At 54.3% G+C, this 15682-nt stretch carries 14 protein-coding genes; 12 read left to right on the forward strand and 2 right to left on the reverse strand.

Going from position 1 to position 15682, the window contains the following annotated elements; all coding sequences use genetic code 11:
* Nucleotides 1-273 precede the first annotated feature (273 nt).
* Nucleotides 274-1383, forward strand: a complete 1110-nt coding sequence (hpnH, locus tag ACZ5BW_RS01325; protein WP_464541771.1) for an adenosyl-hopene transferase HpnH — start codon at nt 274-276, stop codon at nt 1381-1383.
* Between the two features lie 179 nt (nt 1384-1562).
* Complete coding sequence (locus ACZ5BW_RS01330; RefSeq protein ID WP_464541775.1) at nt 1563-2192, forward strand: HpnM family protein; 630 nt, start codon at nt 1563-1565, stop codon at nt 2190-2192.
* A gap of 15 nt (nt 2193-2207) precedes the next feature.
* On the opposite strand, the gene ACZ5BW_RS01335 is transcribed toward ACZ5BW_RS01330, so the two are convergent.
* On the reverse strand, nt 2208-2519 hold the full coding sequence (locus tag ACZ5BW_RS01335) for a hypothetical protein (RefSeq protein WP_464541777.1): 312 nt from the start codon (nt 2517-2519) through the stop codon (nt 2208-2210).
* A gap of 99 nt (nt 2520-2618) precedes the next feature.
* Between ACZ5BW_RS01335 and ACZ5BW_RS01340 the strand changes: the two genes are divergently transcribed.
* The 6 genes from ACZ5BW_RS01340 to pnp all read left to right on the forward strand — a co-directional run bounded on the left by ACZ5BW_RS01340 (nt 2619) and on the right by pnp (nt 11781).
* On the forward strand, nt 2619-5291 hold the full coding sequence (locus tag ACZ5BW_RS01340; RefSeq protein ID WP_464541779.1) for an MMPL family transporter: 2673 nt from the start codon (nt 2619-2621) through the stop codon (nt 5289-5291).
* 123 nt (nt 5292-5414) lie between these two features.
* Nucleotides 5415-6185, forward strand: coding sequence for an MlaA family lipoprotein (locus tag ACZ5BW_RS01345; RefSeq protein ID WP_464541781.1), 771 nt, complete (start codon nt 5415-5417; stop codon nt 6183-6185).
* Between the two features lie 204 nt (nt 6186-6389).
* On the forward strand, nt 6390-8351 hold the full coding sequence (shc, locus tag ACZ5BW_RS01350) for a squalene--hopene cyclase (RefSeq protein ID WP_464541783.1): 1962 nt from the start codon (nt 6390-6392) through the stop codon (nt 8349-8351).
* Complete coding sequence (locus ACZ5BW_RS01355; protein WP_464541785.1) at nt 8348-9094, forward strand: phosphorylase family protein; 747 nt, start codon at nt 8348-8350, stop codon at nt 9092-9094. The genes shc and ACZ5BW_RS01355 overlap by 4 nt, the downstream gene beginning before the upstream one ends.
* A 167-nt stretch (nt 9095-9261) precedes the next feature.
* Entirely contained in the window at nt 9262-9531 is a 270-nt protein-coding gene (gene rpsO, locus ACZ5BW_RS01360; protein WP_074975172.1) for a 30S ribosomal protein S15, read from the forward strand.
* Between the two features lie 144 nt (nt 9532-9675).
* Nucleotides 9676-11781, forward strand: coding sequence for a polyribonucleotide nucleotidyltransferase (gene pnp / locus ACZ5BW_RS01365; protein WP_464541788.1), 2106 nt, complete (start codon nt 9676-9678; stop codon nt 11779-11781).
* Nucleotides 11782-12021: 240 nt separating this feature from the next.
* Here the strand turns inward: pnp and dksA are convergent, their stop codons facing one another.
* On the reverse strand, nt 12022-12444 hold the full coding sequence (gene dksA / locus ACZ5BW_RS01370; protein ID WP_074975841.1) for an RNA polymerase-binding protein DksA: 423 nt from the start codon (nt 12442-12444) through the stop codon (nt 12022-12024).
* Nucleotides 12445-12892: 448 nt separating this feature from the next.
* Here dksA and ACZ5BW_RS01375 point away from each other — a divergent pair, with 448 nt between their 5' ends.
* The 4 genes from ACZ5BW_RS01375 to ACZ5BW_RS01390 all read left to right on the forward strand — a co-directional run bounded on the left by ACZ5BW_RS01375 (nt 12893) and on the right by ACZ5BW_RS01390 (nt 15651).
* Nucleotides 12893-13309, forward strand: a complete 417-nt coding sequence (locus tag ACZ5BW_RS01375; protein ID WP_464541790.1) for an EF-hand domain-containing protein — start codon at nt 12893-12895, stop codon at nt 13307-13309.
* 6 nt (nt 13310-13315) lie between these two features.
* On the forward strand, nt 13316-14170 hold the full coding sequence (locus ACZ5BW_RS01380; protein ID WP_464541792.1) for an HvfB family MNIO-type RiPP peptide maturase: 855 nt from the start codon (nt 13316-13318) through the stop codon (nt 14168-14170).
* A complete protein-coding gene (locus ACZ5BW_RS01385) occupies nt 14151-14909 on the forward strand; it encodes an HvfC family RiPP maturation protein (protein WP_464541794.1) in 759 nt (252 codons plus the stop codon). The genes ACZ5BW_RS01380 and ACZ5BW_RS01385 overlap by 20 nt, the downstream gene beginning before the upstream one ends.
* A 100-nt stretch (nt 14910-15009) precedes the next feature.
* Nucleotides 15010-15651, forward strand: a complete 642-nt coding sequence (locus tag ACZ5BW_RS01390) for a class I SAM-dependent methyltransferase (protein WP_464541796.1) — start codon at nt 15010-15012, stop codon at nt 15649-15651.
* Nucleotides 15652-15682 lie beyond the last annotated feature (31 nt).

Raw genomic sequence — 15682 nt, forward strand, 5'->3', positions numbered from 1 at the left:
GAAGAATGACAAGTAACTGTCGGATCGAAAGACAGGATGAAAGCAGCAGAAGGAAAAAGTACAGGTAGTTTCAGCAAGGTTTATCGCCTGATTGCCTTGGCCCGAGTGACGAACCCAGATTATTTTTTTCGAGATTTCGCAAAAACGAATCAGGATTGAAGTGTCCAAGTGCAACTTCAGACAACTTCAGCACCTGCAAAATAACTGGAAGAAATCAGGTGATCCCAACCTGACATTAATAAAGTTTACGGAAGTTTTTTGGAGGATTTATACATGGGAGTTCCTTTACGTCAACAGATAGCTGTCGGCACTTATCTGCTCAAGCAAAAGTTGAGAGGAGTAAAAAAATATCCTATGGTCTTGATGCTGGAACCCCTGTTCCGGTGTAATCTGGCCTGTGCCGGCTGCGGTAAGATCGATTATCCCGATCACATCCTCGACAAACGGATGTCATATGATGAATGTATGGAAGCGGTCGATGAGTGCGGAGCGCCCATGGTTTCCATCCCGGGTGGGGAGCCATTGATACATAAGGAAATGCCGGAGATTGTCAGAGGCATCATTGCGCGCAGGAAATATGTTTATCTGTGTACCAATGCGCTTTTGTTAAAAAAGAAGATTGACGACTATACCCCTTCTCCTTATTTGACCTTTTCCATCCATCTGGATGGCCTGAAGGAAAGGCATGACGCCTCTGTCTGTCAGGACGGAGTGTTCGACCGTGCGGTCGAGGCTATAAAACTGGCGGTTGCAAAGGGATTCAGGGTTACCGTCAACTGCACCCTGTTCCAGGGCGAAACGCCGGAAGATGTTGCGGAGTTCCTCGACTATGCGATGGACCTGGGGGTCGAGGGTGCGACGATCGCGCCCGGATTCAGTTATGAGCGTGCTCCCAGGCAGGATATCTTCATTAAGGGGAAGGATACCAAGAATCTCTTCAGGGGTATTTTCAAGATAGGCAAGACCCGTAAATGGAAGCTGAATCACTCGTCGCTTTATCTCGATTTTCTCGCGGGCAACCAGAACTATCAGTGCACGCCCTGGGGAAATCCGACACGCAACATTTTCGGATGGCAAAAGCCTTGCTATCTGCTTCCGGATGAAGGATATGCATCCAGCTTCCAGGAACTGCTGGATGATACTCCGTGGGATAAATACGGCAATAGCAGCAATCCGAAGTGCGCCCAATGCATGGCGCATTGCGGCTATGAAGCCACGGCCGTGGAAGATATGCTGCAGCATCCGCTGAAAGCATTGATCACATCCATCAGGGGGCCGAAAACAGCGGGACCGATGGTGGCGGAGCCTGCACCGAAATGGGCGCGAGAGGAACTGAAAACCCCGGCGACGCTTGCAGGAATTCCGGTCAAGATAGAGCGATAGCGTTGCACGTTGCCGAAACGGCGACACTGCGTTGATCAGCAACCGTAAAAGTCAATGCGCGCTGGGTTTGATCGAGACAACTTGACAACTTTACCGGGAGCGGGGCCGATCGGATCAGGGCTGGACCCGTCCGGCCCTGTCAGTCACGTGCATGAACAAACTGCTATAAGATTATCAACATGAAGATCCTGAGTGCACTGAAGTCACTGTTGCAACTTCAAATAATTACCCTGATGCTTCTGGCGGCATCTCCATCCTGGGGCCAAACCCAGGAGCCGGGAACGCCGGAGCAAGTCGTCGAACAGTTGCAGGAAGCGCTCATCAAAGCGATGCGTGAGGGCCCGGAGCTCGGCTACGAGGGGCGCTACGAATTGCTGGCTCCCATCATCAATCAGACCCATGATCTTGACTTCATTGCGCGTACCTCGCTGGGAGCGAACTGGACGCAATTGAATGCCGAACAGCAGCGAACCTTTACAGGTACTTTCCGCAAGCTCAGCATAGCTACTTACGCAAGTCAGTTCAAGGAATACGATGGCGAGCGGTTTGAATTTCTCGAGCGTCAATCCATGCCCCGGGAGCAGGTAATGATACGCAGCAAATTAATCCAGGCCAACGGCGAACCGGTGCGGTTCGACTATATATTGCGGCAGGGAAAGGACGGGTGGCGTATAGTGAATATTCTGGCGGACGGTGTCAGCGATCTGGCGTTAAAGCGTGTCGAGTATCGTGCCATTCTTCAGCGTGATGGTTTTCCAAAGCTCGTCGACATGCTCAAGCAGAAGATCGAGCAGGCAGGAAAAGACTGAACACTGCAAATCTCACTACAAATCTTTGAACCGGTTTTTCCAGCTTTTTCCATCAACCGCCTGTCCCGCCGGCCTTCGAGTCCGTACCCACTTCATCCGGAATAAAATCAGTGACAATCCAGAGAACTGCATGGGCAAAAGAGGGCGGTTTTGTAATAAAGGGCGGAAACCTTCGGGCAAAACCTTGATCGTCATTTCCGTGAAAGCGGAAATCCACTGATTTATAATATTATTACATTGAAAAAACTGGATACCCGCTTTCACGGGTATGACGGCATCTTGATGGGCCCGAGGAAAAACCGCCACTTCAGGTTTCCCTTTTTGCATTCTGTCTCGCCAACGACCCGGGATTCTTTTTTACCTCGCTGCTAACCCCCGAAACCATCCTCTGAGCACGGATCGATTCTCCGACATTGCTTCCCAAGCATGACCACAACAAACAACGATTCGGAAAGCCGCGTTTACCGTATTTTTGCAGCTTGGGCCACCGTTTGCTATCGTCATGGCGCCTGGGTTCTTTTTGCAGCACTGCTGATTTCCGCAGGATGCAGCGTCTACGTCTCGCGCAATCTCGGCATCAATACCGACACAACCGACATGCTCTCCAGGGATCTGCCGTTTCGTGTCAATATCACTCACTACAACAAGACATTTCCGCAGGATGCCGACACGCTTCTGGTAGTGCTGGAAGCACCGGCGCCTGAGCAGGTCCATCAGGCAACCGAACGCCTTGCCGTGCGGCTGAAAAAAGACACTCTCAATTTCGAGGATGTCTATCCCCCGACGGGAGGCGACTTCTTCACGCGCAATGGCCTGCTCTATGAAAGCGTTCCGGAACTGCAGCAGGTAACCGATCGCGTCGCTGCAGCGCAGCCTTTGATGGCCCATATTGCCGGAAACCCTACCCTCGCGGCTTTCGCCGATGTGCTGAAGGGGGCGGTAGAGGAATTACAGAAGGGCCGCGCCATGGAGCTCAGCCCGGTGCTGAGCGCAGTGAGCGACACGCTGGGAGCGAGACTGGAAGGGTCGCCGCGTGCGCTGTCGTGGCAAGCCCTCTTCAGCGGTGAACCGCAAAAAAGCAAATACCGGGAACTGATCCTGGTCAAGCCGAAGCTCAATTATGATCAGATGTTTCCCGGGGAGCAGGCCATCAAGGCGCTATCCGCTGCGGCAGGAGATGCCGGAATTACGGAGGATGGAGCAGTCCGCCTGCGTATTACCGGGGAAGTGGCGTTATCGCATGACGAACTGAGCAGTTCGCTGCTCGGCATGGAATACGCGGGAATAATCACCTTCATCCTGGTCGCCGTGGTTCTTTATTTTGCGATGCGAGCGGCTGGGTTGATCATCAACGTACTGGTGTGTCTCACCATGGGCCTGGTTCTAACGGCAACATTTGCCACCGCCGCGGTGGGACATGTCAACCTGATCTCCATTGCGTTTGCCGTGTTGTACATCGGTCTGGGGGCCGACTTCGCAATTCACTTTCTGCTGCGTTATCGCGAAGTTCTGGAAAGCGGCAACCCCTCTACCGAGGCCCTGCATGTTTCTGGCGGGGACGCTGGTGCCGCCCTTACCGCTTGCACCATCACTAACGCAATCGGCTTCTACGCGTTCATCCCTACGGATTACAGCGGCGTGGCGGAATTGGGGTTAATTTCCGGCACAGGCATGATTATCAGCCTTCTGGTAACTCTTACGGTTGCGCCCGCCCTGTTGCGCTACCTTCCAACCCGGCGCGAAGCCAAAGCAATCGCTCCGCCGAAAGCGTCGGTTGGCAGAGTGCTGGAGTTATCCCTGAAATGGCACAGGCTGACCTACGCCGTCACGCTTGCCGCGTCGATTGGCGCTCTTCTTCTGCTGCCTCAAGTGCGGTTCGACTACAATCTCCTGAATTTGCAGGATCAGAAAGGAAAAGCGATACAGGCCTTTCGTGAGCTCCTTGCAGAGCCCGATCTTTCGCCGTGGCATTCCGTTGCGTTGGCAGAAGACCAGAAGGAACTGGGGCGTCTGACGCATGCATTGAGCAAGCTTCCTGAAGTGGAGAAGGTGGTCAGTCTCCCCGATTTCGTGCCGGCGGATCAGGAAGAAAAGCTGCAACTCATCGAGGAAATGGCGTTGACCGTGGGACCGATCGAGATAGTGGCGCAGGATCGCCGCGTGGACAGTTCCCTCCGGAAACAGCGTGAGGCGCTCGCCGCATTGGCCGCCGCGTTGGACAGTTTTATTGCCGCGCGTCCGGAGCATGCGGCAGTGCCGGCCGCACGCAAGCTCAGGTCATCCCTGAGTTCCCTGTTTGAACAGCTTGATACAGCCAGCCCAGCCGAGCAGGATGCCTTGCTGCGGTCGCTGGAAGGAGATCTGCTGGTTACATTGCCTGCCGCGCTGGAGAACCTTCGCACCGCGACGGAAGCCAATCTGTTTGGCGAGCAGGATCTGCCGGCATCATTGAGCAGCCGCTGGCATGCCCAGTCAGGTGAATATCGCCTGGCAATTTATCCGTCAGAAGACCTGAACGACAATGATGCATTGCGGCGTTTCGTGCGAAGCGTGCAGAAAGTGGCGCCCGAGGTGACGGGAGCGCCAGTGGTGACCCTTGAAGCAGGCGAGGCGGTAGTGCACGCATTCGTACAGGCGTTTTTGCTTGCGCTCGCTGGAATTATCGTCGCCCTGCTGGTGTTGTTGCGCAGTGTAAAGTACACGCTGCTGGTCCTGCTCCCGCTGTTGCTATCCAGCCTGTTCACCGCTGCGTTCACAGTCCTTCTGGATGTTCCGTTCAATTTTGCCAATATCATTGCTCTCCCGCTTTTGCTTGGCCTGGGGATCGATAGCAGCCTGCATATGGTGCATCGCAGCCTGAATAGTGAACTGGTAAGCGAGATTCTGATCCACACCAGCACTGCGCGTGCGATTTTTTACAGCGCCCTGACGGCGCTGGTGGATTTCGCAAGCCTGATGTTCTCGTCGCACAGGGGCACTGCAAGTATGGGAATAATGCTTACCGTGGGATTGGCTTTTACGCTTATCTGTACACTGGTGATACTGCCCGCACTGCTGCGGGCGCCGGCAACAGGGGCAAAGGCTCAATTTGTGCGCTAGTCCGGCAATAATTGTATACTTCGCACCTGTAGCGGTTTGTGGACATTCCCATTCCATGCGGATTCTGATTCTGACGGACAGATTAACAGGGACATAGCCTTCCCTTTACGGATGGTGGCAAATATGCGAACTTCCTTCCTGTTGTTGGCATGCATATCACTGTTTACCGGTTGCGCGACGCTGCATAAGAACGATGCGGACATCGATACAATCGATCCGAATGAAAGAGCCAATCGACAGTTTTACAATTTTACCGACAGGGTGGACCGCGCCGTTCTGGCCCCGGTTGCTGATGCTTATATAAAGCATGTGCCCGACCCCCTGCAGCGTTCGATCGGCAATTTCTACGACAACCTTGCATACCCCAATGTTATTCTGAATGATTTCCTGCAAGGTAAAGTACGGCAGGGATTCCAGGACACCCTTCGCTTTGCGGTCAATTCGACCATCGGTCTGGGCGGACTCTTCGACATGGCAGGTCCTATGGGGTTGCCACAACATGATGAAGATTTCGGACAGACACTCGGTGTCTGGGGCGTTGGTACTGGCTCCTATCTTTTTGTCCCTCTGATCGGCCCCAGCAGTTATCGCGATGCGCCCGGCATTCCTGTGAGCGTTTTCAGCAACCTTTTGTTTTATGCGGGTACTGTCGCCAGCAGTGCAGTTGTAGCTCCAATCACGGTTTTAAGTATCATTGACAGGCGGGCGAGGTTGTCCGGCCCTATGCGTATTCGGGACCAAGCCGCGCTGGACCCTTATCTTTTTGTTCGCGAAGGTTTTTTACAGCAGCGCAAGCATTTGATCTATGATGGCGACCCGCCGCCGGAGAGCCTGGACGAATTCGCAGATGAGGGTTCCGTACAGAACGAGGCGACGTCCGAGCCGTTGAGATGAGATTTTAATCAAATCTCAACTGCTGCTTCCACATTCATCCAGCGGGCGCTACATCTGCAATAAACATTCTTGCGTGAATCTCGATGATGTATCGATTTCAGGGCCGAATCGAGTAAAATCATGCTTTTAATGGCTTTTATAGTTACATTCACACCCTGCAATGTGTTCTTCCTGAAACTTTAAAGAGGCGCTAGGTAAAAGTACATGAAAAAATTCGGAGGTATGGCGAGAACTTCGTTGCAAGCTCAATCCTCGAACTCAAACAATACTCCCGCAATGGATGAAAAAACGCTGAAAGCGGGGCTGAAAGCGGCACGCGATGCGCTGCTGGCTCAGCAGAGGGAGGATGGCCACTGGTGCTTTCCATTGGAGGCCGATTGCACGATTCCCGCCGAGTATATACTGATGATGCACTTCATGGATGAAGTGGATCCGGACCTGGAGGTCAGGATTGCCCGCTTTATTCGTGAAAAACAGGATGCAGCGCACGGAGGCTGGCCGCTCTACTACGGCGGTGAGTTCGACTTGAGCTGTTCGGTCAAGGCCTATTATGCTCTGAAGATTGCAGGTGACTCACCCGACGCGCCCCACATGGTGCGCGCGCGTGCAGCAATTCTGAAGCATGGCGGCGCAGCGAGAGCAAACGTATTTACACGTCTGCTACTTGCCATGTATGACCAGCTTCCCTGGCGGGGGGTGCCATTTGTGCCGGTGGAAATCATACTGTTCCCCAAGTGGTTCCCATTCCATACCAGCAAGGTCGCGTACTGGTCGCGGACAGTAATGGTGCCGCTGTCTATCCTTTGCAGCCTGAGGGCGCGCGCGGCGAATCCGCGCAAAGTCGGCATCCGTGAATTGTTCACGGTACCCCCGGAGGAGGAGCGGAATTATTTTCCGGTACGTACTGCGCTCAATCGCGTGTTTCTGCTGATCGAGCGCACTCTCTCCCTGCTCGAACCATTCATACCCAAAGGGGTGCGCAGATTAGCGCTGCGGCGGGCGGAAAGCTGGATCGTGGAAAGGCTGAACGGCGACTCAGGTCTGGGGGCGATCTTTCCTGCCATGGTGAATGCCAGCGAAGCTCTGGCATTGCTTGGATACCCGTATGATCATCCCGCACGGGTGCAATGCCGCAAGGCGCTGCGCCTGCTGCTGGTGGATGAAGGCGAGCGTACCTGGTGCCAACCCTGTGTTTCCCCGGTATGGGATACCGTCCTGACCTGTCTCGCCTTTCAGGAGGATACGGAGGTCGATCAGAAGCCCATCCGGAAAGCGCTCGACTGGCTGGTTCCCTGCCAGGTGCTCGATGCGCCGGCGGACTGGCAGGAAGATCATCCCGAATTGCCAGGAGGTGGCTGGGCTTTCCAGTACACGAATCCTCACTATCCCGATCTCGACGACACGGCTGCGGTGGCCTGGGCGCTGTACCAGGCCGACCCCAAGGCTTATCAGGAAAGCATCAGCCGGGCTGCCGACTGGCTGGCAGGAATGCAGTCCAGCAATGGCGGGTTTGCGGCTTTCGACAGCGACAATACGTATTACTATCTCAACGAGATTCCGTTTGCCGATCATGGAGCGCTCCTTGATCCTCCGACCAGTGATGTTTCCGCCCGCTGTGCAGGTTTTCTCGCCTTGTACGGCCAATCCAGGCATAAACAGGCGCTGGAACGGAGCCTGGCATACCTCTTCAATGAACAGGAGGCCAGTGGTGCCTGGTTCGGCCGCTGGGGCAGCAATTACATCTATGGAACGTGGTCCGTGCTGGAGGCCTTCCGTCTGGCGGGGATAGATATCGGTCATCCTGCCATCCGGCGCGCGGTGCACTGGCTCAAATCCGTGCAGCGGGAGGATGGCGGATGGGGAGAAAGTAACGACAGCTACCTTTCCCCCCAGGAGGCAGGCCAGTTTCATACCAGTACTTCTTTTCATACCGCGTGGGCACTGCTCGCACTGATGGGGGCCGGTGAATGGCGCAGTCATGAGGTTTACCGGGGAATTGCGTATCTGTTGCGGGAACAGGACAGCGACGGGCTCTGGCATGAGCCCTGGTTCACCGCTCCCGGCTTCCCGCGGGTTTTCTACCTCAAGTACTACGGGTATACGAAATATTTCCCGGTATGGGCATTGACCCGATTTCATGCATTGAACCGGAAGCTCCCTGCGTGACGGGGGTCGGCATCATTGTCGCCATGCGGGTGGAGGCGCGTTGCATAACGCCATTGCGCCTTTTCTTCAATCAAAGGACAGATCTCGGGAATGGCGCTGCTGTCTGGCTTTGTGGGGTGGGGGCAGAGGCAGCCGGCGCAGCCGCAACCGGACTGAGGACAGCAGGAGCCACTGCACTGATGAGTTTCGGTTTTGCGGGTGCATTGCATTCCGGCCTGAATTCTGGAGCGCTGATGCTGCCTGAGTCGATCCATACGGGCGACTGTCTCCTGCCAGTTGATTTGAATTGGCGCGCTCGCTTGCAGCGATGCCTGCCCGATCACCTGAATGTGGCAGGCGGAATCCTGGCTGCCAGCAGCAGGGTGCTTACCTCCACTTCTGCAAAACGCGACCTGGCCGAATCCACCGGCGCGAATGCAGTAGATATGGAAAGCGGCGCAGTTGCCGAAGTTGCCACGAATGCTAGCTTGCCATTCATGGCGGTACGCGCTATTTCAGATCCCCTCGACTTCTCACCCCCCGGTGTTCTGCTTGAGGCGGTACGACCGGACGGAAGTCCTCACCTGGTTCGCTTGCTGGGGCTGTTACTGAAGCGCTCGCTGACTCTCGGCACACTGCTGCGGTTGGCATCGGATGCGCGTGCCGCGCGCTCTACCTTATCGACGGTGGTACGTTATGCTGATGCGGAAATGCGTGCCATTCGTTCGCCTGCATCCTCGCTTGGCGGATGTATCGCGCGGTAGCAAGCCGTTGGCTCTGATCGCTCTTGAGGTGTGTGATCAGCGTGCAAACTTCCCGCAGGGGATGTGCAACGCCTGCCGGTGCACTGGAAATCCAATAATGTCTTGAGAATTCACCCTGTTAAAGAGTAAAATGTCGCCCTTTCGCATCAGGCGTAATGGAGAGTAGCATGGCAGTTACAACCGATCAAAAAGCACAGGTGGTGCGCGATTATCAACGGGCTGCGGGAGATACGGGTTCTCCCGAAGTGCAGGTGGCGTTACTGACCGCCCGTATCAACGATCTGGCCGGTCATTTCAAAGCGCATGTCAAGGATCATCACTCCCGCCGCGGTTTGCTGCGGATGGTAAGCCGCCGGCGCAAGCTGCTCGATTATTTGAAGCAGAACAGTGTGGAGAGCTATCGGGCGCTGATAGAACGGCTCGGCCTGCGTAAATAAAAGTAAATCCCCGATTGAGATAGCAGCGGAATAACCTATTGCTTCCTTGAGCGTCGGAATGAATTCCGCTTGTATCGGTTGCGCGACCGCGGCTATGGTGCCTGGAAGCGAAACCGGAATGATTTAATCGAAAAGGGCAGTTAATTGAAAATCAAGAAAAGTGTTACGTACGGGTCTCATCAACTAACATTCGAAACTGGAGAAATAGCAAGGCAAGCACATGCCGCCATTATGGTCAGCATGGGCGATACCGTCGTCCTGGTTACCGTGGTAGGTGCAAAAAGCGCCAAGCAGGGGCAGGATTTCTTTCCCCTGACGGTGGACTATCAGGAAAGGAGCTACGCGGCTGGCCGAATACCCGGCAGTTTTTTCAAACGTGAAGGCCGTCCCTCCGAAAAGGAAATTCTTACCTCCCGTCTGATCGATCGCCCGATCCGTCCCCTTTTTCCTGAAAATTTCTACAACGAAGTGCAGGTGGTAGCCACCGTCCTGTCTTCCGATAACGAAGTAGATGCCGATATTCCCGCCATGCTGGGCGCGTCTGCCGCGCTGGTGCTCTCAGGCATTCCGTTCAACGGGCCTATTGGCGCCGCGCGGATTGGCTACATCAATGGCGAATATGTACTGAATCCCGATACCAGCGCCCTGAAGCAGACACAGCTGAATCTGGTCGTGGCTGGCACACGGCAGGCCGTGCTGATGGTGGAATCCGATGCGATGGAGTTGTCGGAGGATGTCATGCTGGGCGCCATCGTTTATGGTCATCAGCAAATGCAGGTGGCCATCGATGCCATCAATGAACTGGCGGATGAGGCGGGCGTGACCGCATGGGATTGGGAACCGCCTGCAAGAGACCCTGCACTGGCCATTAAAATTGCGGAACTGGCGGAGAATGATTTGCGTGCCGCTTTCCGCCAGAAGCAGAAGCAGGTAAGGTCCGAGACCATAGACAGCATCTGGACAAGAGTCTTTACCGAACTCGGCGTCGAGAACGAGGAAGGTCCTGATGCCCAGGCGGTGAAGGAGGCTTGTTTTGCACTGGAATCGAGAATCGTGCGCTCGCAGATTCTGGACGGCGAACCGCGCATCGATGGGCGCGACACCCGTACCGTCCGGCCAATAACGATCCGTACCGGCCTCCTGCCGCGGACCCACGGTTCGGCATTATTTACCCGCGGAGAAACCCAGGCCCTGGTAGTTGCAACGCTGGGGACCGGTCGCGATGAGCAGAAAATCGATGCTCTCCAGGGAGATTACTCCGAGCGTTTCATGCTTCACTACAACATGCCTCCCTATGCCACCGGAGAGACGGGACGGGTTGGAACACCCAAGCGGCGTGAAATCGGGCACGGACGGCTGGCAAAACGAGCTTTGATTGCAATTCTGCCTTCTCCGGAAGAGTTTGGCTATTCGCTTCGTGTGGTTTCTGAAATTACCGAATCCAATGGTTCCAGTTCCATGGCATCCGTTTGCGGCGGCTGCCTGGCATTGATGGATGCCGGCGTACCCCTGAAGGGGCATGTGGCGGGTATTGCCATGGGGCTCATCAAGGAAGGAAACCGGTTTGCCGTGCTCAGTGATATTCTAGGTGATGAAGATCATTTGGGCGACATGGATTTCAAGGTGGCGGGCACCGAAAATGGCATTACCGCCCTGCAGATGGATATCAAGATTCAGGGGATCACCAAAGAGATCCTGCACGCTGCCCTGGTACAGGCAAGGGAAGGGCGAATACATATTCTCGCGATCATGAAGCAGGCGTTGCCGGCCAGGCGCGAGGATATCTCGGAACATGCTCCCCGTATCATCAAGATCAGAATCAACCCCGAGAAAATACGTGACGTCATAGGAAAAGGGGGCGCAGTGATCCGTGCGCTTACTGAAGAGACGGGCACCACCATCGATATTACGGACGATGGCAATGTTATGATCGCGTGTGTTAACGCCGAGGGTGGTGAGCTGGCGAGAAAGCGCATCGAAGACATCACGGCCGAGGTTGAGGTGGGGCGGGTATACGACGGAACAGTGCTGAAGCTTCTAGATTTTGGTGCCATTGTCAGCGTACTTCCGGGCAAGGACGGCCTGCTGCATATCTCGCAAATCGCCAATGAGCGCGTCAACAATGTTGGTGACCACCTCAAGGAAGGACAAGTGGTTCGGGTGAAGGTCCTGGAAGCTGACGACAAGGGAAGGTTGCGTCTCAGCATGAAAGCGGTTGCCACCGATGTGGCGGACAACGCGACCACCTGATGGCAGAACAGAGAGAAGAATTTTCCACAAGGAGCAGAGCCACGCCACTTTCTCGATGCGGTTCCTTGTCCTCTTATCCCTGCCCTATCTCCTGTCTCCCGTATCTTCCGTTTTTTGAAGTCAGCTCAGTTATCAGCTGACTTCCCGGAATAAGAGCCTCCTGTCGATGGGGCTTTTATTCCGGAAAGGCAATGAAGTACTTCGTTACCTGCAGAACCTAAGTGAAAAGCAGGCAGATGTTTATTTCGCGACTTGCTTTTCCCTTATTTCATCCAAGGTCTTGCAGTCGATGCAGAGTGTGGCGGTAGGGCGGGCTTCAAGGCGCTTTAAACCGATTTCGACACCGCAGCTTTCGCAATAGCCGTAATCTCCAGTATCTATTTTTGAGATCGTTTCATCTATCTTCTTGATCAGCTTGCGTTCGCGGTCACGATTTCTTAATTCGAGCGCCATGTCCGACTCCTGGCTGGCGCGGTCGTTAGGATCAGCAAATATTGTGGCTTCGTCCTGCATAGTGTGAACCGTGCGATCGATATCCTGTCCCAATTCAAACTTGATGCCTTCCAGAATATTGCGGAAATGCATAAGCTGCTTGGAACTCATGTAGCTTTCTCCCTTCGAGGGTATGTAGGGAGTGGCTTGTTTATACATTTCTTGCGGCATAGTCAGTATTTCCTTTCCATTGCTGGGTGACGTGTAACAATGCAACTGCTATTTAAAAACAACCCATTATACAGATAACTCATCTCCGGTTCAGTTGATGCGCTCTGAGAGCAATACAGTTGGCAGAAACTTGTCAAGGTTTCGCCAGGAACGGAAATCCCACAATTTAGCTTAAGAACCAGGCTCTCATCCTCCTGTTCATGACAAAACCGCAGCCTCTTCACGTTCAACTCCCTGTGGAACATATAGGGGGACACATGGGGCAGCACGAATTCTTGCAGAATTTTCAGTCCTTGAATACCCCCGCAAGAAATAAATGCATTATTTTGCTGCAAGCCTCTCCGGGAGAATTCCTTGTTCCCGATCGCGCTGCAGGATCAGCGGAATCGGCTCCCGTTCCTGTCAAACTGTGACATAATATTTTTTCCAGATTCAAGGAGAACCAACTGTGCAAGACAAAAAATCCAGGATTTCCGCGGTCATAGGGTCGGTCCTTGCTACCGGCCTCAGCGCCTCTCCCATTGTTTTCGCGAGCGACAGTAGTGAGGCGGACAGCAAGGCAAGCAATCCCTTCGTCATGCAGTCGTTAAACGAGCGCTATGTAGTGGCTTACGCCGACAGGGTAGATCCCAGCAAATATGGGGCGGGCGCAAAAGCGGCAGAGGGAAATTGCGGCATGTCGCTGGCGGACAAGAACAAAGACAATAAAGTGACCAAGGAAGAATTTATCAAGCATCACGAAGGCATCTTCGACAAGATTGACGCAAATAAGGATGGAGCCGTCGACCCGGCGGAAGCGGACAGCTTTGCAAAAAGCAGGTCCGGTGGCGGAACAGCAGCACCTCATGGCCAGATGAAGAAATAACTGGACATGCAACAGTTCCCACGCCTCGCCCGCGTGGGGCTGGGCTTCCGGCGGGAGCTCATTCCTGCGCTGAAAAGCGGTGTCCCCGACGCCATCGATTTTTTCGAGATCGCTCCCGAGAACTGGATCGACCTTGGCGGAAGCGCGGCACGGGATCTGCGTTTTTTTACTGAGCGCCATCCTTTTGTCTGCCATGGCCTTTCCCTTTCAATTGGCGGTCCTGCTCCGCTGGATGAAGTGCTGTTGCAAAAGATTCGCCACTTCCTCAATCAGCACCGGATACTTCTTTATACGGAACATCTTTCCTACTGCTCTGACGACGGTCACCTGTACGATCTGCTCCCGATCCCTTTTACGGAGGAAGCGGTAAAATATGTCGCTGAACGCGTTCGCCGTACACAGGATATTCTCGAGCGGCGTATCGCATTGGAAAATGCATCGTTTTATGTTGCTTCGCCTATCACCGATATGAGTGAATTGGACTTTATCCAGGCTGTGTTGCTGGAGGCGGATTGTGATCTTCATCTCGATGTCAATAACGTTTACGTCAACAGCATTAACCACGACTACGATCCGGTGGACTTCATCCGTGCCCTGCCTTCCGATCGCATCGTGTATATGCACATGGCCGGACATCATAAGGAGGCGGAGAATCTGATCATCGACACTCACGGCGCCGATGTAATCGATCCGGTATGGTCGCTGCTGGATCAAACCTACGACATGCACGGTGTTGCGCCGACTCTGCTCGAGCGTGACTTCAATATTCCTCCGCTCGATCAGTTGATGCGGGAAGTGCAACGCATCGCGCTGATCCAGGCGCGGCATGCGCATTCAGGCGATGTCTGTTCAGCTTCCTGAATTCCAGCGCTTCCAGTACGCCTTTACTGCGCACCTTCGCAATCCCGGGGGAAAGCCTGTTCCACCCGGAATCGACGTGCGGCGAATGCGCATATACAGCAGACTGGTTTACGAGAATCTCGACGGCTTTCTTCTCAGATGCTTCCCGGTGACCCGAGATGTGCTGGGCTCGCGTCGATGGTCGAGGCTGGTGCGCGCCTTTCTCATTGCGCACCGTAGCCGTTCTCCCCTTTTTCATCAGATAGCCGGTGAGTTTATCGAATTTCTGGCAAGTGAAGGCGCCATTCCTGAAAACTACCCGGAGTTCCTCCTGGAGCTCGCGCACTACGAATGGGTGGAACTGGCATTGTCCACATCGACGGGCATGCCCGATTGGAAGACGATCGATGCCACCGGTAATCTGCTCGAGGGACGGCCTCTTTTGAATCCGGTGCTTGCCAATCTTTGCTATCACTGGCCCGTCCATCACATCCGTCCACGCGCTCGCATCGCCCAGGCAGAATCTTACCTGCTGCTGTTTCGTGACGCGGATGACGAGATTCAATTTTCAGAAATCAACGCCTTTACTGCGCGTCTGATAGATCTGCTTGTGCTGGAAGAGCACACGGGGCGTGCTGCTCTTGAAATCATCACGACTGAAAGCAGACATCCCTCGCCTGAAGTCGTGATGCAAGGCGGCTTGAAAATCATGACTGATCTTCAGGCTCGCGGCGCATTGCTGGGTATTGCCAGAGAGTAAGTGCTTTTCGTTCGACTCTTTTCATTCGACTCTTTTCATTCGACTCACGCGAGACGGGCAGAATGCCCGCCTGATTTTTACCCTATTTGTGTAAGCTGCCGTGAAAACCGATTCATTGGATCTTGGAAAACTCTCCCATCTTACACTGAACAGTTACAACGAAAGAGCCGAAGCGTTCTGGGAGGGTACGAAAGACCATGATGTCAGCCAAAATGTCGCTGCATTGCTGCGCTACATCGAAAGTCCTCCGCCCTTCAAGATACTGGATCTCGGCTGTGGCCCCGGACGTGACCTGAAGTCTTTTGCCGATCTCGGTCATGTGGCGATCGGGCTGGAAGGGGCAACGCGGTTTGTCGAAATGGCGGCTAACCATAGTGGTTGCGAGATATGGCAGCAGGACTTCCTCCGGCTCGATCTGCCTGAAGAATACTTTGATGGCATATTTGCGAATGCCTCCCTGTTTCATGTTCCGAGTGTTGAGCTGCCTCGAGTGCTGAAAGAACTGCGGTCAACGCTGAAACCGGGCGGTGTGCTGTTCAGCTCCAATCCGCGCGGAAGTAACGAAGAGGGCTGGAATCACGGGCGTTATTGCGTATATCACGATATTGACGGCTGGAGGCGCTACATGGCCAATGCGGGTTTCATCGAGCTTGCCCATTACTATCGCCCGGCAGGCCTTCCACGCGAGCAGCAACCCTGGCTGGCCAGCGTATGGCGCAAGGCTGCAACAGAATGCGAGTAAACCCACAAGGCTCATTTCCCCGCAAGCATCG

The sequence above is a fragment of the Nitrosospira sp. TNL300 genome (assembly GCF_055385915.1).